Origin of the sequence: Rhodopila sp., assembly GCF_965276935.1 — a bacterium.
Lineage (GTDB): Bacteria > Pseudomonadota > Alphaproteobacteria > Acetobacterales > Acetobacteraceae > Rhodopila.
In genome coordinates this window covers 137122-154232 of record NZ_CBDIBS010000002.1, presented here as the reverse complement: position 1 = coordinate 154232, position 17111 = coordinate 137122, and the positions used below count along the sequence as shown (strand labels likewise).

17 protein-coding genes are annotated in these 17111 nt (G+C 63.8%); 15 read left to right on the top strand and 2 right to left on the bottom strand.

What is annotated here, in order from left to right; genetic code table 11:
- Positions 1-12: 12 nt before the first annotated feature.
- The 15 genes from ACQY4S_RS03715 (at position 13) to ACQY4S_RS03645 (ending at position 14503) form a co-directional block, all read left to right on the top strand.
- Positions 13-855: an oxidoreductase gene (locus ACQY4S_RS03715; protein WP_428483851.1), complete on the top strand. Its 843-nt coding sequence runs from the start codon at positions 13-15 to the stop codon at positions 853-855.
- A 141-nt stretch (positions 856-996) separates the two neighbouring features.
- Positions 997-1944, top strand: a complete 948-nt coding sequence (locus tag ACQY4S_RS03710) for an NAD(P)-dependent oxidoreductase (RefSeq protein ID WP_428483850.1) — start codon at positions 997-999, stop codon at positions 1942-1944.
- Positions 1945-1994: 50 nt separating this feature from the next.
- Entirely contained in the window at positions 1995-2294 is a 300-nt protein-coding gene (locus ACQY4S_RS03705; protein WP_428483849.1) for an EthD family reductase, read from the top strand.
- Positions 2295-2493: 199 nt separating this feature from the next.
- Positions 2494-2958, top strand: coding sequence for a nuclear transport factor 2 family protein (locus ACQY4S_RS03700; protein WP_428483848.1), 465 nt, complete (start codon positions 2494-2496; stop codon positions 2956-2958).
- Positions 2959-3010: 52 nt separating this feature from the next.
- The gene (locus ACQY4S_RS03695; protein ID WP_428483847.1) at positions 3011-3796 is read left to right on the top strand and encodes an antibiotic biosynthesis monooxygenase; all 786 of its coding nucleotides are present in this window, start codon (positions 3011-3013) and stop codon (positions 3794-3796) included.
- A 252-nt stretch (positions 3797-4048) separates the two neighbouring features.
- Complete coding sequence (locus ACQY4S_RS03690; RefSeq protein ID WP_428483846.1) at positions 4049-5830, top strand: copper resistance system multicopper oxidase; 1782 nt, start codon at positions 4049-4051, stop codon at positions 5828-5830.
- Positions 5827-6612, top strand: a complete 786-nt coding sequence (locus ACQY4S_RS03685; RefSeq protein ID WP_428483845.1) for a copper resistance protein B — start codon at positions 5827-5829, stop codon at positions 6610-6612. Before ACQY4S_RS03690 ends, ACQY4S_RS03685 begins: the two co-directional genes overlap by 4 nt.
- A gap of 269 nt (positions 6613-6881) precedes the next feature.
- Positions 6882-7070, top strand: coding sequence for a hypothetical protein (locus tag ACQY4S_RS03680; protein WP_428483844.1), 189 nt, complete (start codon positions 6882-6884; stop codon positions 7068-7070).
- Between the two features lie 135 nt (positions 7071-7205).
- Positions 7206-8075: a UTP--glucose-1-phosphate uridylyltransferase GalU gene (gene galU, locus ACQY4S_RS03675; RefSeq protein WP_428483843.1), complete on the top strand. Its 870-nt coding sequence runs from the start codon at positions 7206-7208 to the stop codon at positions 8073-8075.
- Positions 8076-8089: 14 nt separating this feature from the next.
- Positions 8090-9592: a phosphomannomutase/phosphoglucomutase gene (locus tag ACQY4S_RS03670; RefSeq protein ID WP_428483842.1), complete on the top strand. Its 1503-nt coding sequence runs from the start codon at positions 8090-8092 to the stop codon at positions 9590-9592.
- Positions 9593-10013: 421 nt separating this feature from the next.
- Entirely contained in the window at positions 10014-11360 is a 1347-nt protein-coding gene (gene miaB / locus ACQY4S_RS03665) for a tRNA (N6-isopentenyl adenosine(37)-C2)-methylthiotransferase MiaB (protein ID WP_428483841.1), read from the top strand.
- On the top strand, positions 11357-12427 hold the full coding sequence (locus ACQY4S_RS03660) for a PhoH family protein (RefSeq protein ID WP_428483840.1): 1071 nt from the start codon (positions 11357-11359) through the stop codon (positions 12425-12427). The genes miaB and ACQY4S_RS03660 overlap by 4 nt, the downstream gene beginning before the upstream one ends.
- Positions 12411-12854, top strand: coding sequence for an rRNA maturation RNase YbeY (ybeY, locus tag ACQY4S_RS03655; protein WP_428483839.1), 444 nt, complete (start codon positions 12411-12413; stop codon positions 12852-12854). The genes ACQY4S_RS03660 and ybeY overlap by 17 nt, the downstream gene beginning before the upstream one ends.
- Complete coding sequence (locus ACQY4S_RS03650) at positions 12851-13726, top strand: hemolysin family protein (protein WP_428483838.1); 876 nt, start codon at positions 12851-12853, stop codon at positions 13724-13726. Before ybeY ends, ACQY4S_RS03650 begins: the two co-directional genes overlap by 4 nt.
- A 135-nt stretch (positions 13727-13861) precedes the next feature.
- Positions 13862-14503, top strand: a complete 642-nt coding sequence (locus tag ACQY4S_RS03645) for a class I SAM-dependent methyltransferase (protein ID WP_428483837.1) — start codon at positions 13862-13864, stop codon at positions 14501-14503.
- Positions 14504-14603: 100 nt separating this feature from the next.
- Here the strand turns inward: ACQY4S_RS03645 and ACQY4S_RS03640 are convergent, their stop codons facing one another.
- Together ACQY4S_RS03640 and ACQY4S_RS03635 are read right to left on the bottom strand one after the other, a co-directional pair.
- Positions 14604-15860, bottom strand: a complete 1257-nt coding sequence (locus tag ACQY4S_RS03640; RefSeq protein WP_428483836.1) for an MFS transporter — start codon at positions 15858-15860, stop codon at positions 14604-14606.
- A 7-nt stretch (positions 15861-15867) separates the two neighbouring features.
- Positions 15868-16755 carry a TauD/TfdA dioxygenase family protein gene (locus ACQY4S_RS03635; protein WP_428483835.1) on the bottom strand — a complete coding sequence of 296 codons (888 nt, stop codon included), beginning with the start codon at positions 16753-16755 and terminating at the stop codon, positions 15868-15870.
- Positions 16756-17111: the final 356 nt, after the last annotated feature.

Below are 17111 nucleotides of genomic sequence, written 5' to 3'. Positions count from 1 at the left end.
GAGCAGAATGACATGTCGAAAACCTTCCTGATCACCGGCGTGAGCAGCGGTTTCGGCCGCGCATTTGCGGAGGCGGCGCTGAACGCCGGGCACAAGGTCGCGGGCACCGTTCGCACGGCCGAGGCCGCCTCGGCCTTTGAGGCGCTCGATAGCCACGCGGCTCTGGCCATCGTGCTCGACGTAACCGATTTCGCCGCGATCCCGGACGCCGTCGAGCGCGTCGAGAAAAAGGTCGGACCGATCGACGTCCTCATCAACAACGCAGGCTATGGCCATGAGGGGCCGATCGAGGAATCCTCGCTCGACGCGCTCAAACACCAGTTCGACGTCAACGTGTTCGGGGCGGTCGCCATGATCAAGGCGGTCCTGCCCTACATGCGCCAGCGCCGGACCGGGCACATCATCAACATGACTTCGGTGGGTGGCTTGAGCACCACGCCAGGCCTCGGCTTCTACCACGGCAGCAAGTTTGCGCTGGAGGGCATTAACGAGACGCTCGCGCAGGAAGTGAAGGGCTTCGGCATCCACGTGACCGCGATCGAACCCGGCCCGTTCCGCACCGCCTGGGCCGGTAGCTCGATGGTCCGTGCCAAACGTTCGATCCCTGATTATGACGAGGTGTTCGCACCGGTGCGCAGGAACCGCGAGGGCTATTCCGGCCAGCAGCCAGGCGATCCCAGAAAGGCGGCTGAGGCGATGCTCAAGGTGGTCGCCGCTGAGAACCCGCCCGTCCATCTGCTTCTCGGCAAGGCTGCGCTCAAGATGCTCGACGACAAGCTTGCCGCCCTGAAGGCCGAGATGGTCGAATGGCAGGAGGTCAGCCGCTCCACCGATTTCAAGCCCGGCGCCGCGTGACGCCGGACTGCGTCTAGTCTGGCAACGGCAATCCACACCTGAAGAGGATCATGCGTCCGACCGGCACCCAAGCTGGGCCGGGTGCCGTTTTCGACACCTGCTCGCGGATCAGCCGTCGGGGGAACAAGGTTTTCGAGATCGATGTCATCGTCGTGGGTGACGGTCTCAATCCTTTGTTCTCGTAAACAAACGACAACATCTATCGCAACATGGTCAAGGAAGCACATAATGGACGTTGGGTTCATCGGACTTGGCAGGATGGGCAGCGCGATGGCGCGCAACATCGTGAAGGCTGGCCATAAAGTTCGCGCGTGGAACCGCTCGTCGGATGCCGCCAAAGCAATCGACGGCGTGGAAATGGTGTCTTCACCGATCGACGCGTTCCAGGCGGATGTCGTTTTCACAATGCTCTCCGATGACACCGCGATCCGCGGGGTGCTGCTGTCGTCGCAGGTTCTTCAAGGCGCGCGCCGCGACGTCGTTCACGTGGTGACATCGACCATCTCGGTCGACTTCGCCGATGAACTTCGCGCAAGGCATATCGAGGCTGGTATCGGCTATATCTCGGCGCCCGTGTTCGGCCGACCGGATGTCGCTGAGGCGGGGCAGCTCAATATCATGGTTGCCGGAGAAAATGGCGCTGTCGACAAGGTGCGTCCTCTGCTCGACGTCCTCGGCAGGAAGACGTGGGTGCTCGGTGAGGATCCGAAGCAGGCAAATGCCGCCAAGATCGCCGGCAACATGATGATCACAATGGCGATCGAAGCGATGGCGGAGGCGGTTGTCCTGACAAGCAGCAACGGCTTGGCGCCGGAAGCTTTTTTCGATCTGATCCTGAATACGCTATTCTCGGGCCGGTCATACGAGACTTACAGCACGAAGATCATGAAAGGCGATTACCAGGCCGGTTTCCGGATGCATCTAGGCTTGAAAGACCTGAGGCTTGCCACCGCCGCCGCTGAGAAGGCGGCAAAGCAACTGCCAATGCTGGATGCGGTGCGCACGCGCATGACCGAGGCGATCGAGGCGGGGATGGGTGACAAGGATTGGTCGGGAATCGCCGACTACACGCTCCACCATCAAGGTTAAGAGCTGGTCGAACCCGTCGCCGCTACAGACCGTTACTAAAGGAGCACATTATGGAAATGGTTTTCGTGACCTACCCCGGCGACGCAAGCACGCGCTTCGATCGCGACTACTACGTCAGCACCCACCTGCCGCTGGTGCGTCAGGCTTGGAGCCCGCACGGGCTCGAGATCGTTGCCGCCTTCTTTCCGCACGGCGACGGCGCGGGCACGATCGCGGTCGCGGTATGCGGGTTCCGAAACGAGGCAGCGATCGGCGCCGCACTTGGCTCGCCGCTGACTGAGCGTGTCATGGCCGACGTCAAGAACTTCACCGACGCAGCACCGTCGCAAAGCCGTGCCGCACCGATCTGATACCAGCCGACTTGTTTGTGATCGGTCGCCCGCCATCCGCGCCTTTGTCTGTGCAATAGAACCGCATAGATGCGGAGTGCGGCCTGCACTTCGGCTTGACCCGAAGGTCGACAGCACAAGAATGCGGCGCTGTCGCGCTCCATTCAAGAATAAGGTATGAGCACAGAGCGTTCCACTGGCCCCAAAGTATTTGAGTACAATGATGGACAAGTCACCCATTGATGTCGTCAGGGCGATCCTGGACGATCCCACCAACCCTGATGTCGTCGGACGCCTGGTTGCCCCGGACGCGACCTACGTTTCGCTGAACTACGACAATCCGGAGCTGAAGAAGATCATGCCATGGACCGGGACCCGCATGGGGCCGGAGGCTGTACTCGATACCTACATGCGGGTGGGCCGCTACTGGACCAATGAGGCCTTCGAGATCCGCGAAATATTTGGGTCGGGCGAGAACGTCGCGGTCTTCGGCAGCTTCACCTACCGGTCGTCCACGATCGGCAAGGCGATCACCTCGCCCTTCTCGATCCTCGCGAAGGTTCGCGATGGCAAGGTGACCTACATGCAGTTCATGGAGGACACCTTTGGCACGGCGTCGACCTTCCGCACCGGCGGAACCGCGATATTCCGCAGCGATCTGGACGGCGGCGAGGTCGTCGCTTGAAACCTGCCGGGGTTTGCGGCCGTTTGGCTGAACATCTTGCGAGAAGATCAGCATGAAGGATGACCGGTTCGTTCTGCTCGTTACCATACCCGTCAAGCCAGGCTGCGAGCACGAGTGTCTGGCCCTCATCAATGAGGTCATCGACGCAATGCGGCACGAGCCGACGTTCGTTAATACGGTGCTGCATCGCAGCGCTGACGATCCGGGCCTGTTCATGCTGCACGAGACCTGGATGGATCGGGATGACTTCTTCTCCGTCCAGTTGAAGCGGCCCTACCGCGCTGACTACGAAGCGCGGCTGCCGGATCTGCTGCGCGCGCCACGTGAAATGACGGTGTTCGAACCGCTCCGCGCCGATTACATCGCCCCGACCGGCCTGAAGGCGAACGAGCGGGACAGGTCTCGGGACGTGGATATCGTCGCTGCCGAGCCCATTGCCGTCATCCAGCGTTTCCACGAGGCGGAGAACGCCTACATGAACGCCGGCGGCGCGAGCGGTGGCGCCAGCTTCAGGCACATGGCGGACACGCTCGATCCTCAGGTCGTGCTGCACCAGTCGCCGGACCTTCCCTGGGGCGGCGAGTATCGCGGTCACGCCGGCTATGAGGAGTGGGCGCGGACGATGAGCGACGCTTTCGACCAGTTGGAGGTGAGGGACGCGCGCTTTCTCACCGCCGATGACATCGTCATCATCCTGTGTCGGCTGGTGACCCGGTCCCGGAAACACGGCGATACGCTCGACCTGCCGATGACGCAGATGGTCAAGGTCCGGTCGGGCAAGATTGTCGAGTTCAGGCCATTCTACTGGAACGTGCCGGCATACCGTTCCGCTGTGTGATGCTCGCCTGAACCGTTCTGTTCCATGGCGAAAGAATGCTGCAGAGCCTTCGCAAGACCGTGCCCCTCTAGCGGGGCGGGCTCGTTGCCGCAAACGTCGCACCGGTCGGCATGATCAAACTGGCGGCGCTTACCGGCGGCCGGCACTTGTGTCCCTCAATCGAATTTCGGTCGCTTGACCTGCCAACGCAGGAAGCTTGTAGCAGATTACGCGACATGCAGCCGTCAACCACGGTCGGCAACAGGCAGGAGCATGATGATGGCTAGTCAGGACGCCTCCCCAGGGCTAGGCCGCCGCCGCTTCGTCCGGGGCGCATCCGCAATCGGCGCCGGTGCCGCACTCGGCTTGCGCGGCCGCTCGGTTCAGGCCTTCACCGGCACCGGGCAGCCACCGGCGCTGCGTGGACAGCAATTCGATCTCGGCCTCGACCGTGTCACCGTCAACAAGACCGGCACCCCTTCATGGGCCAACGCCATCAACGGCGGCGTGCCCGGACCCGTGTTGCATTGGCGGGAAGGCGACGTCGTTACCATCAACCTGACCAACAACCTGCCGGTGATGACCGGCGTCCATTGGCACGGGATCATCCTGCCCAACCCGATGGACGGCGTGCCCGGCCTCGAGTTCCCCGGCATCCAGCCCGGTGAGACCTTTACCTATCGCTTTCCGGTCGTGCAAAGCGGCACCTACTGGTACCACAGCCACATGGGCTACCAGGAGCAGAAGGGCGCCTATGGCGCGCTGATCATTGAGCCGGACGATACGCCGCTGATCAAGGCCGGCCGTGATTATCCGGTCGTGCTCAGCGACTGGATGGACGGCGATCCACTGACCGTGGCGAGCGAGCTCAAGCAGTCCAGCGACTATTATAACTTTTGGCGACGGACGCTGGGCACCTTCGTCTCGGATGCCCGGCAAAGCGGACTCGGCGCGACAATCAAGGAGCGTCAGCGCTGGGGCGACATGCGCATGGACCCGTCCGGCCTCGCCGAACCGACGGGTACGCTCTACACCTACCTGATGAACGGAACGCCGCCAGCCGCCAACTGGACGGCGGTATTCAATCCCGGCGAGCGGGTGCGGCTGCGCTTCATCAATGCCTCCGCGATCACCTACTACGATATCCGCATCCCCGGCCTGACCATGCAGGTCGTGCACGTCCACGGCAACGACGTGGTGCCGGTCCGGGTGGACGAGCTACGCATCGGAGTCGCCGAAACCTACGACGTGATCGTCGAGCCACGCGAGAACCGTGCCTACACGATCTTCGCCCAGGACGTGGAGCGCAGCGGCTACGCCCGCGGAACGCTGGCGCCGCGGGCGGGCATGGCAGCGCCGATCCCGGCAATGGACCCACGCCCGCTGCGCAGCATGGCCGATATGGGCATGGGCATGATGAAGAAGGAGATTGGTGCTTCCCACGCGAATGACACAAGGATCGGCGGCATCATGGGGATGATGGCACCGAACGTTCCGACGTCGCGCCGTGTCGGCGAGCAGCCAATGCACCCAAACAAGCCGGACAATCCGGCAATGGGCGTCGAGGTTCAATCGAACGCCAAGATGGTCAGCACACGACTCGACTTGCCCGGCGACGGCCTCAACCTGCTCAACCGCCGGGTGCTCACCGTGGCGGAGCTGCGGTCCGTCCATGCCGGCGTCGATCCGCGTCCACCCGGACGCGAGATCCTGCTGCACCTGACCGGCAACATGCGGCGCTTCATCTGGGGCTTCGACGGCAAGAAGTTCAGCGAGGTCGGACCGATCGACGTGAAACTCGGCGAACGGTTCCGGCTGCGGTTCATCAACGACACCATGATGAGCCATCCTATCCACCTGCACGGCATGTGGATGGAGCTGGAGAACGGCGGCGGCGAGCACAGGCCGTATCTCCACACCATCAATGTGAAGCCGGCGGAAGATGTCAGCCTGCTCGTCACCCCACTGGCGACCGGGCAATGGCCGTTGCACTGCCATATTCTTTACCACTTCGAGGCGGGCATGTTCCGCACCCTGCGCGTGCTGCCGGCATGACGGCGGTGACAGCCGGTCGACTGGCCGGTTGGATCGCCGCGTCGCTGGTCCTCGTCGTGGTGCCGGCCGGCGCGCAGGTAATCGGCACCGGGCTTTCGTCGAACACGCTGAATGGCGCGGCGCCCTATGGCAGCCCGATCCGCGACAACCGCGTCTACATTCATGGCATCCTCAACCAGTTCGAGGGCCGGTCCGGCGACGGCAACTATTTCCGCTGGGATGGCGAGGCCTGGGCCGGCGACGACTGGAACCGCATCTGGCTGAAATCGGAAGGCCGCGACAATGCGGATCGGCGGGGCAGGGTGTCCGATGGCGACCAGGAACTGTTGTACGACCGCCCGATCAGCCGCTATTTCGATGTGCAGGCCGGGCTGCGCTATGATCTCGACAATGGCACCAGCCGGACCTGGGCGGCGCTCGGCATCCAGGGCCTGGCGATCGACTTCTGGAATGTCGAGGCGACCGTCTATGCCAGCGACCGTGGCGACTATGCACTGCGCACCAACGCCTATTACGATCTTTACCTGATGCAGCGCCTGATCCTGCAGCCGCAGTTCGAAACCAACTGGTATACGAAAAAGGACCAGGGCCGCGGTGTCGGCGCCGGGTTATCGGACATCGATACGGGCTTGCGCCTGCGCTACGATATCACGCGGAAGTTCGCGCCTTATGTTGGCGTCGCCTATCAGCGCTTCCTCGGCGGCACGGAAAACCTGACCCGCGCCCAAGGTGGCCGTCCGAACGACGTCCGCTTTCTGTTCGGCATTCGCCTCTGGTACTGACCGGCTACGGCGTCGTACCGGATTGCACGGAGTTTCCCGGCTGGTTGTGAAGCGTGTGACTGAGTTGGCTGCAAGCTGCATTGATGCTCTGGTTGCCCCCGACCGAACCGGCTTGCTCTGGTGTCCGCCGACAACGGTCCAGCAAGGCTTGCACGCTCGTTGCTCGATCTTGACCGATATAGCTGGACACGCCGGGTGTACCGACGCCTCGGAGTTCGGTCTTCTTCTCCGGCGGTCCGGCGCAGGCGGCCAAGGCAAGGAAGCATACCGTGACAGCGGTAATCGCGCAGATATCTGGCCGTCGCCTCGATTTCATCATCCCGCTGCCTTGCGCAGGCACCCAGGTTGCGTGGCTCGGCATCCATCTGGCGCGGATCGTTCCGCCGAACAAGCAGGCGTGGCCGAAGGCGGCGATGAATGCAGGAGCCGCGGCGCGACCGAGGACACCAACCTGGTAATCGCCGCCTGTCGCATTATCATGCTGGGCCTGTCGCTGAATTCTCGCCGCACCAAAGGTTTTATTGCCACAGTTTTGCCCGTCCCGCATGATCAGCCTTATTAGGTGAATTTATTAGGTCGAACGGAGCCGGATTATGATCAAGAAGCTGCGAAAAGCCGTCCTGCCTGTTGCCGGCCTGGGAACCCGTTTCCTGCCCGCCACCAAGGCCACCGCCAAGGAAATGCTGCCGGTGGTGGACAAGCCATTGATCCAATACGCTGTGGAGGAAGCGCGCGCCGCCGGGATCGAGCAGTTCTGCCTGATTACCGGCCGCGGCAAGACCGCCTTGGTCGAGCATTTCGACATCGCCATCGAGCTGGAAAATACACTGAGGGAACGCAACAAGCAGGACGCGCTGGAACTGCTGAAAAGTACCCAGAGCGAGCCTGGTTCGATCGTCACCGTGCGTCAGCAGGTGCCGCTGGGTCTCGGCCACGCCATCTGGTGCGCCCGGGCCTTCATTGGCGATGACCCGTTCGCCATCCTGCTGCCGGACGACCTGGTGCTGGCCGACAAGCCCTGCCTGGCACAGCTTGCAGACGCCTATTACGAAACCGGCGGCAACGTCGTCGCGGTGACGGAGGTGCCGCGGGATCAGACCAACCGCTACGGCATCCTGAAGACCGGCCAGGACGACGGCCGGCTGGTGGAGGTGACCGGCCTGGTGGAAAAGCCGGCGCCCAAGGACGCGCCGTCCAACCTGTCGATCATCGGCCGCTACATCCTGATGCCCAAAATCATACAGTATCTCTCGCTGATGGAGCGAGGTGCCGGCAACGAGGTGCAGTTGACCGACAGCATGGCCCGCCTGATCGGGGAACAGCCGTTCCACGGCTTGCGCTACCAGGGACGCCGATTCGATTGCGGCGACAAGATTGGCTTCCTGGAGGCGCAGATCGCGTTCGCCCTCAAGCGGCCTGATCTGGCGGACGCGGTGCGTGCCTTTCTGAAGACCTATCTGTGACGGAGATCCGACCCATGGCATTCTCCCACCGCTTCGACCCAACCGTCCTGCGCGAATACGACATCCGTGGCATCGTTGGCCGCACCCTGCACGGCGCGGATGCCTTCGCCATCGGACGCGTCTTCGGCTCGATCGTCGAGCGCGCCGGCGGCAGCCGCGTCGCCGTGGGCTATGACGGGCGGCTGACCAGCCCCGAGCTGGAACAGGCATTGGTGAACGGTTTGCGCGCCAGCGGCATGCAGGCGCTGCGCATCGGCTGCGGCCCGACGCCGATGCTCTATTATACCGCCACCACGCTGGAAACCGATGGCGCCGTGATGGTCACCGGCAGCCACAATCCGCCAGACTACAACGGATTCAAGATGATGCTTGGCCGTAAGCCGTTCTTCGGCAAGCAGATCAGCCAGATCGGCGACCTCGCCGCGTCCGGCGACGTCGTGCCGGAGGCCGGTGGTGTCGTGCGGCAGGCCGCGGGTGGTGTCGTGCCGGAGGCCGCGGGTGGTGTCGTGCCGCAGGCCGCGGATGCTGTCGTGCCGCAGGCCGCTGGCACGGATCAGACGGTCGATATCGCCGAGGACTACATCGCTCGCCTGCTGGCCGACTGGGACGGCGGCGACCGCATGTTGAAAGTGGTGTGGGACAACGGCAACGGCGCGGCCGGCGACGTGTTGCAAAAGCTTGTCGACTCCTTGCCCGGCGAGCATGTCGTGCTGAACGGCCCGATCGACGGCCGATTTCCGGCGCACCATCCCGACCCGACGGTGCCGGCCAACCTGCGGCAGTTGATCGACAAGGTGCGGGCGTGCAAGGCCGATGTCGGGATCGCCTTCGACGGCGATGCCGACCGGATCGGACTGGTCGACGACACCGGTGAGATCCTGTTCGGCGATCAGCTTCTGGTGCTGCTCAGCCGGGATGTCCTGCGCGAGCATCCGGGCGCGACCATCATCGCCGACGTCAAGGCCAGTCAGGTGCTGTTCAACGAGATCGCCCGCGCCGGCGGCCAGCCGCTGATGTGGAAGACCGGGCACTCCCTGATCAAGTCCAAGATGGCGGAGACCGGCAGTCCTCTGGCCGGCGAGATGTCGGGGCACATCTTCTTCGCCGATCGCTGGTACGGGTTCGACGACGCGCTGTACGCGGCGGTTCGCACCCTGGGGATCATCGCCCGCATGGACGGGACCGTTTCCGCGTTCCGGGCAGCGCTGCCGCATGTCATCAATACGCCGGAGGTGCGCTTTGACTGCGACGACGCCCGGAAGTTCGCGGTCATCGACGAAGTCGCCGCCCGTCTGCGCGCCGAGGGTGCCAAGGTTTCCGAAACCGACGGGGTGCGCGTGCTGACCGATGACGGCTGGTGGCTGCTGCGCGCCTCCAACACCCAGGCGGTGCTGGTCGCGCGGGCCGAGGCAACCACCGAGGCCGGGCTGGAACGTCTGAAAGCCGCCCTGGTGAAGCAGCTTGCGGCCTCCGGGCTTACAGAGCCGGATTTTTCCGGCAGCCACGCCGGGCATTAGCAGTCGTTGGCATGGCTGCTGCAGGTCAGGCACGGTTGCCCAACTCCGTCATGACGGGCAACCGAGCACGCGAGGAAGAGGTCGGGCCACCATGACGATTTTCGGCGGCGACAAGTCACGCCAACCGTCTTGGAAGGATCTCGATGGTGCGCGCTACCAAGATTACCCTGTGGTGAACGACACAGGCGAAGACGTACCGATACGCCAGCGGTTGTCGGTCACCGGTAGCCGCCGGTGCCGCTCTGTGGAATCTGCATGACAGGTTATGTCGTTCTTGACATTAGCACAGTGGATGTAGGTACACTGCCCTGGTTGAAGGAGGCGATACCGCGCTGTCGCGCTTGACCCTGTCGTTCTGGCCGATCATGTCTCTCGCTCCCCGCACCGGAACGCGCCGGCAGGGTTGGGCGGAGCATGATCGATGACTGAGCCTAAACGTCTGCACGTGATCACCTGGGGCTGCCAGATGAACGTGTATGACAGCGGTCGCATGGCGGATGTGCTGGCCCCGCTCGGTTACGCGCCCGCCGCCGAAGCGGCCGGCGCCGACATGGTCATCCTGAACACCTGTCATATCCGTGAAAAGGCCGTTGACAAGGTTTTCTCCGAACTCGGCCGGCTACGCCAACTGAAGGACGCCTCGGATGGCCGCATGATCCTGGCCGTCGCCGGCTGCGTCGCCCAGGCTGAAGGCGCAGAAATCATCGCCCGCGCGCCCTACGTGGACATCGTGCTGGGCCCGCAGACCTACCATCGCCTGCCGGAGATGGTCGCCCGCGCCAGCAGGGCGGGAAACAAGGTGATCGAGACCGACTTCCCGCCGGAAGACAAGTTCGACCACCTGCCCGACAGCGCCACGCCGCAGGGCGTCACCGCCTTCCTCACGGTGCAGGAGGGCTGCGACAAGTTCTGCAGCTTCTGTGTCGTCCCCTATACCCGCGGCGCCGAACAAAGCCGCCCCGCGGCCGCCATCCTGCGCGAAGCCCGCCACCTTGTCGGCCAGGGCGCGCGGGAAATCACCCTGCTGGGCCAGAACGTGAACGCGTGGCACGGCGACGGGACAGACGGCTCGACCTGGGGCCTGGGCCGCCTGCTGCATGCGCTGGCGAACATCCCCAACCTGCTGCGCCTGCGCTATGCCACGTCGCACCCCAGGGACATGGACGACGACCTGATCGCCGCCCACCGCGATATCCCGATCTTGATGCCCTTCCTGCATCTGCCGGTTCAATCCGGCTCCGATCGCATTCTGGCGGCGATGAACCGCAAGCACACCGCCGTCGACTATCGTCGCATTGTCGATCGCCTGCGCGAGGTTCGGCCGGATCTGGCGCTGTCCTCCGATTTTATCGTCGGCCATCCCGGAGAAACCCAGGCCGATTTCGATGCGACCATGACGCTGGTTCGTGATGTCGGTTTCGCCCAGGCCTACAGCTTCAAATACTCCCGCCGGTTCGGAACCCCGGCCGCCGGCGCACCCGACCAGGTGCCGGAGGCCGAGAAGGACCGCCGCCTGCAAATGCTGCAAGCCTTGCTGCGCGAGCAGCAGAGCCGTTTCGCCGCTGGCTGCGTTGGGCTGACCTTGCCGGTGCTGTTCACCGGGCCAGGCCGCCATCCCGGTCAGATCTCCGGACGGTCGCCGTTTCTTCAGCCGGTGCACCTGTCCGGCCATTCCGACCTGATCGGCAACGAATCACTCGCCCGAATCGTTGCCGCTCATCCAAACTCACTCGCGGGAACCCTTGTCCAGGAGAGACTAATCGCTTGACCCATCTCGCTGTCCCCCCGCCATCCGGCGCCGTCGCCTCCTCCGGCGGAAAGGCCATCACCCTTCAGTTCAACGACAACACGCTGCTGCCCCTGCTGCTGGGCGATCACGACCGGCATCTGGTCCGGATCGAGCAGGCCCTGGGTGTTCGCCTGTCCTGTCGCGGCAACCGGATCGCCATCGCCGGGGACGCGGCCAGGGTCAACGTCGTGCAGGGACTGCTGCAAGGCCTGTGGCGCCGGCTGGAACGTGGCGAAAGCGTGGGAAAGCCGGAGATCGAGGCGGCGATTCGCCTGGCGGATGCCGAGAACGATCCTCGCCTGCCGCTGTCCGACCTTCCGGCGATCCGCACCCGGCGCGGCGCGGTGGGTGCGCGCAGTCCCGGCCAGGCGGTTTATATGGAAGCCCTGGCCAATCATGAGATGGTCTTCGGCGTTGGTCCGGCCGGCACCGGCAAGACCTACCTTGCGGTGGCACAGGCCGTCGCCATGTTGCAAGCCGGCAAGGTAGACCGCATCGTGCTGTCACGTCCGGCTGTCGAGGCCGGCGAACGCCTGGGCTTCCTGCCCGGCGACATGAAGGAGAAAATCGATCCCTATCTGCGCCCGTTGTATGACGCCTTGCACGACATGATGCCAGCCGATCAGGTGATCCGCCGCATGACCAACAATGAGATCGAGGTCGCACCTCTGGCCTTCATGCGCGGACGCACCCTGGCGCATTGCTATGCCATCCTGGATGAAGCGCAGAACACCACCGCGATGCAGATGAAGATGTTCCTCACGCGGATGGGGGAAGGCACCCGGATGGTTGTCACCGGCGACCTGAGCCAGACCGATCTGCCGGCCGGCATCCGCTCCGGCCTGCGCGACGCTTTGGATACGCTCGAAGGCATCCAGGGCATCGGCGTGGTCCGCTTCGAACAGCGCGACGTGGTGCGGCATCCGCTGGTTGCCCGCATCGTCGGCGCCTACGATCAGCGGGAAGCAGCCCAGGGAGAGGTGCGCCGGGAGCGGGAGCGTCCAAATACCAGCGAGCGAAACACGAGCGATGGAACCTCCCGGTAGTCGGCCGCCACCTGACGACATCGACCTGGTGGTCGCGGAAAAGGCCTGGCACAGGCTGGTTCCCCGGGTCGAGGCGGTCGTCAGGCGAGCGGCACGTGCAGCCGGGATGCAGGGCACCATCGTGCTGGCCGGCGACCGCGCCGTCCAGGATCTGAACAGCCGCCATCGAGGACGCAACAAGCCCACCAACGTACTGACCTACCAACATCCAGCGCCGGAAGCGATCCTGGCACTGGGCGTGATCCGGGCCGAGGCAGCAGGGCAGGGGCGCCGCCCGGCGCACCATCTGGCGCATCTGGTCGTGCATGCCGCGCTGCACCTGCAAGGCCAGGATCACCACCACCCCGGACAGGCCCGCCGAATGGAGATGACGGAGTCCCGCATCCTGCGTGGCATCGGCGTGCCCAATCCCTGGAAACGCTCATGAGCGGAAACCGCGACACGCTGCTGGGTCGCCTGGGACATCTCCTCGGCCGCAAGCACAACGAGCATTCGTTGCGTGATTCGATTGCCGAACTGGTGCAGGAGGCAGCCGACGCGCAGCAGCTTCCGGGCGAGCAGCCGGAACTCGACCGCCATGAGCGGCTGCTGATCGCCAACGTGCTGCGGCTGCGGGAAACCACGGCAGACGACGTGATGGTGCCGCGCGCCGACATCGTGGCGATGCGCTCCGACGTCACCCTGGCGCAGGCGATCGAACTGATGCGCAGCGACGGCCATTCCCGCCTACCGGTGTATCGCGAACAGCTCGACGACGTGATTGGCATGGTCCACATCAAGGATGTGTTCGCCTATGTCGGTCGGCCGGAGGCGTTCTCCCTGGAGTCGATCCTGCGCAAGCCGCTGCTGGTGGCGCCGCAGATCCCGGTGCTTGACCTGCTGTTGCAGATGCGGATGCAGCGGATGCATCTGGCGCTGGTGGTGGATGAATACGGCGGCATCGACGGGCTGGTGACGATCGAAGACCTGGTCGAGACCATCACCGGCGACATCGCCGATGAGCACGACGATGTCGAGGCGCCGATGATCACCGAACGCCAGGACGGCGCGCTGGACTTGAATGCCCGCCTGTCGATCGAGGATTTCGAGCACAAGGTCGGCTCGATCCTGACCAAGGACGAGCGTGACGCCGATATTGAAACCGTCGGCGGCCTGGTGTTCACCCTGGCCGGCCGGGTGCCGGCGCGGGGCGAGGTGATCAGCCATCCCTCGGGCATCGAGTTCCGCGTGCTGGACGCTGATCCGCGCCGCATCCGCCGCCTGCGCGCGCGACGGATGGAGACGGCGGTCGCGGCATAGAGCATGATCGCGCTGAGCGGAACGTTCAAAAGGCGTGAATCGTGCGATCAGACAAATAGCCAGACCGTTTCCAGGCTGCACAGTCAGCCTGAAAACGGTCTGGCCGGCATTCCCCGCGATATGTTGACAAGAGCCATGACCGATGCCGCCGCCTTCATCCGCGCCAACACCGTCCTGTCCATGGCCGCGCACGTGCCGGAAATCCGCTTGCATCTGGCCAGCGAGATCACGCCAATCTGGCAGGCGACCGAGACCTGGCTGGCCGAACATAATGTCGAACCACCTTTCTGGGCCTTCGCCTGGCCGGGCGGTCAGGCCCTCGCCCGTCACGTGCTGGACCACCCGTCCTATGTCGCCGGCCGCCGCGTGCTGGATTTCGCCGCCGGCGGCGGCATTGCGGCGATCGCCTGCGCCATGGCGGGCGCGGCGCTGGTCGAGGCCGCGGAGATCGACCCGATGGCGCTGGCCGCGATCCGCCTGAACGCCGAAGCCAACTGCCGCAGGGTGCTCGCGGTCGGCGACGTTGTCGGCGCCGCCTGCCGCTGGGACCTGATCCTGTGCGGCGATGTCTGCTACGAGGCACCGATGACTGGCCACATCATGCCATGGCTGACCCGAATGGCCGACGCCGCCGAGGTCTGGATCGCCGACCCAGGGCGCACCTACCTGCCGAAGAGAGGAATGAACGCGTTCGCGACATACCGGATCGAAACCACACTGGAACTGGAGGATCACTCCAGCCGGCAGGTGGTGCTTTATCAATTGGCAGGCGGCTGAGTGCCTGCCGAACAGAGCCTTGGCGCCGTCATCATGATGGCCAGGTTCACCGGCATGGGTATCCACCGACGCTGACGCGCACTTCGCAAGTCTTCAAGGCTCAGGTTGATAACGGCAGGTCCGGGTGCATGCGAAATGCCAGCACCGCGCCCAGCGGTAGCAGGCTCATTGAAACGATGAATGGCAATGTCCGACTGCCGGTGATGTCGATTATTTCACCAACGACGAAGGGCGAGATGATGCCGGCGATGCCGAAGCCTAGGTTCATCATGCCGCTCGCCTTGCCTGCATGGGCTGGGGCGATGTCCATCGGCACCGACCAGATCGGCGCGACAATAAGTTCCAGTGCAAAGAAGGCGCAACCAAGGGTAACTGCAACCAGGGTGGGATTAGCCGTAAGGAACAGCGGCGTCATGCAGATGCAAGCACCCAGGAATCCGCCTGTTATGACCCAGGCGCGGGCTCGCTGAAGGTCACCGGTATGCTTCAGTATGCGATCGCTCAGCACGCCGCCAAGCGTGTCGCCGACAAGGCCAGCAAGGAAGACGCCGGCGGAAAAGAACGCGGACTTCTTCAGGTCCTGATGATATTCGTTTTGAAAGAAGCTCGGTAACCAGTTCAGAAACAACCAAAGCATCCAGCCGTAACAGAAATCCACCGCGGTCACCGGCAGCATGCGCAGGATTAGCGCGCGCCACGGCGTCGGCGTCTGTCCCCGCTTTTGCCGCGCGCCGCCGAGGGCTCGCAATTCAACCTCGGTAACACGCGGATGCGTTGCCGGCTCGTCGTGGAACCATACTGCCCAGAAAACCACCCAGACCAGGCTGGCTGCACCCACGATCACGAACGAGGCACGCCAGGACAGGGCAAGGATCAGCGCGGAGATCAAGGGCGGCGTGAGCGCATTGCCCAGCCGGGAAGCGGAATGCGTGATCCCCTGGCCATAGCCCCAGCGCGATGGAGGCAGCCAGGATGCCATTGCGCGTGTCGCGGTCGGAAATGCCGCGCCTTCGCCGAATCCGAGTGCCATCCGCACGGCGAAGAGTGAGCCCAGCGCACCAACCAGGCCGGTGAGCATCGTTGTCGCCGATACAATCAGGCCGCAAGCCATCAGCGTACGTCGCGGCCCGAACCGGTCGGCGATCCAGCCGCCGAAGATTTGGAAGAACGCATAGGGATAGGCGAAGGCAGAGAACACCAGACCAAGTTGCGTATTCGAAAGATGCAACTCGTGCTGGATGCTGGTGGCCGCGGTGGCAATGTCCACCCGGTCCATGTAGAAAAGGAAATACATCGCGCACAACGCACCAAGCACCACCTGTCCGGCGCTGGGCCGACGCGGAAGGCCGCGCATCATGTGTCGCTCAGCCGGCTGGCGGAGCCGAACCGCTGATCTGCGTGCGGTGCATGATCCGGCGCGCCGCGGCGTCGAAGGGATCACGCCGATGCATGGTGCAGCGATTATCCCAAAGCACGAGGTCACCGACCCGCCACCGATGCGTCCAGGTGAACGCAGCCTGGGTTGCGTGTGCCCAGATCTCATCCAGCAGGGCTTCCGACGCGGCTACGTCCATCCCTCCAATCCAGGCCATCCGCCGACGTCCCAGATAGAGCATGCGACGGCCACTTTCCGGATGCGTGCACACCAGTGGATGCAGCCTCCCCGGCGCGTCGCGCGGGTCGTCACTCGGGATCACACCCTGGCGCAGATAGCCGCCGCTGTTATAGGTGCCGTCGTGCTTCACCCGCAGGCCGATCGCGCGCCGCCGCAACGTCTCGGGCAGGGAGTCGAACGCGGCATACATGTCGCAGAACGAGGTATCGCCGCCGGCGGCTGGGACTTCAAGGGCATGGAGCATGCTCGCCTTGGGTGGTGCTTCCAGATAGGACATATCGGTGTGCCAGACCGCCTCGCCCGCCCCAAGGCTGCCGATCGCCACGCCGTTTTCGACGACGTTGGAGACTACGTAGATCTCTGGGATTCCGGCCACGAAGCGCTGGCCGTTTTCCTGAATCGGTGCCTGATCCAGATCACCGAACCGGCGAGCGAACATGATCAGGTCATGATCGGTCAAGCGCTGGTCTCGGAACAGCAGCACCTGGTGGTCGATCCAGGCCTGCTCGATGGAAGCAAAAGCAACCTCGGAGAGGCTGCGCAGGTCAATGCCACGAACTTCAGCTCCGAACCCAGGCGCGTCCGACGCGGCACTGGTCGGCACAATCTGGATCGGGGGTAGCACCATGTTACTCATTGCACGCCTGCTCCCGTCTTCGGTGTCTTATCGCCTTTGTCAACAAGACAGTAATCTCCGGTCCAGGCATTCTTCAACCATTACATTGTATATGGTGACGACAGAGTTATGCGGCTTTCGCAAACGCCGGCCGGTTGAATGCACCATATTCGCGAATTGCCGGAACGGCTTGCCATATTAAGATTTTCACGGCTTACCTGTGCCCGGTCGCGCCATGATCCCGACGGTGCACATCAGCTACCCGATGAACGTGATTGTAACGGCCCATCGCCCAACTGATCAGCGGGAGTGCCGCAGCCGGTATGGCAGGCGACGCCCCCGCATATTACAACAGGGACGTGTTGTTCGCCTGGCTG

Coding starts and splice junctions, on each gene's coding strand:
- ACQY4S_RS03715 (WP_428483851.1), top strand. CDS start 13: ATGTCGAAAACCTTCCTGATCACCGGCGTGAGCAGCGGTTTCGGCCGC.
- ACQY4S_RS03710 (WP_428483850.1), top strand. CDS start 997: ATGTCATCGTCGTGGGTGACGGTCTCAATCCTTTGTTCTCGTAAACAA.
- ACQY4S_RS03705 (WP_428483849.1), top strand. CDS start 1,995: ATGGAAATGGTTTTCGTGACCTACCCCGGCGACGCAAGCACGCGCTTC.
- ACQY4S_RS03700 (WP_428483848.1), top strand. CDS start 2,494: ATGATGGACAAGTCACCCATTGATGTCGTCAGGGCGATCCTGGACGAT.
- ACQY4S_RS03695 (WP_428483847.1), top strand. CDS start 3,011: ATGAAGGATGACCGGTTCGTTCTGCTCGTTACCATACCCGTCAAGCCA.
- ACQY4S_RS03690 (WP_428483846.1), top strand. CDS start 4,049: ATGATGATGGCTAGTCAGGACGCCTCCCCAGGGCTAGGCCGCCGCCGC.
- ACQY4S_RS03685 (WP_428483845.1), top strand. CDS start 5,827: ATGACGGCGGTGACAGCCGGTCGACTGGCCGGTTGGATCGCCGCGTCG.
- galU (WP_428483843.1), top strand. CDS start 7,206: ATGATCAAGAAGCTGCGAAAAGCCGTCCTGCCTGTTGCCGGCCTGGGA.
- ACQY4S_RS03670 (WP_428483842.1), top strand. CDS start 8,090: ATGGCATTCTCCCACCGCTTCGACCCAACCGTCCTGCGCGAATACGAC.
- miaB (WP_428483841.1), top strand. CDS start 10,014: ATGACTGAGCCTAAACGTCTGCACGTGATCACCTGGGGCTGCCAGATG.
- ybeY (WP_428483839.1), top strand. CDS start 12,411: ATGGAACCTCCCGGTAGTCGGCCGCCACCTGACGACATCGACCTGGTG.
- ACQY4S_RS03650 (WP_428483838.1), top strand. CDS start 12,851: ATGAGCGGAAACCGCGACACGCTGCTGGGTCGCCTGGGACATCTCCTC.
- ACQY4S_RS03645 (WP_428483837.1), top strand. CDS start 13,862: ATGACCGATGCCGCCGCCTTCATCCGCGCCAACACCGTCCTGTCCATG.
- ACQY4S_RS03640 (WP_428483836.1), bottom strand. CDS start 15,860: ATGATGCGCGGCCTTCCGCGTCGGCCCAGCGCCGGACAGGTGGTGCTT.
- ACQY4S_RS03635 (WP_428483835.1), bottom strand. CDS start 16,755: ATGAGTAACATGGTGCTACCCCCGATCCAGATTGTGCCGACCAGTGCC.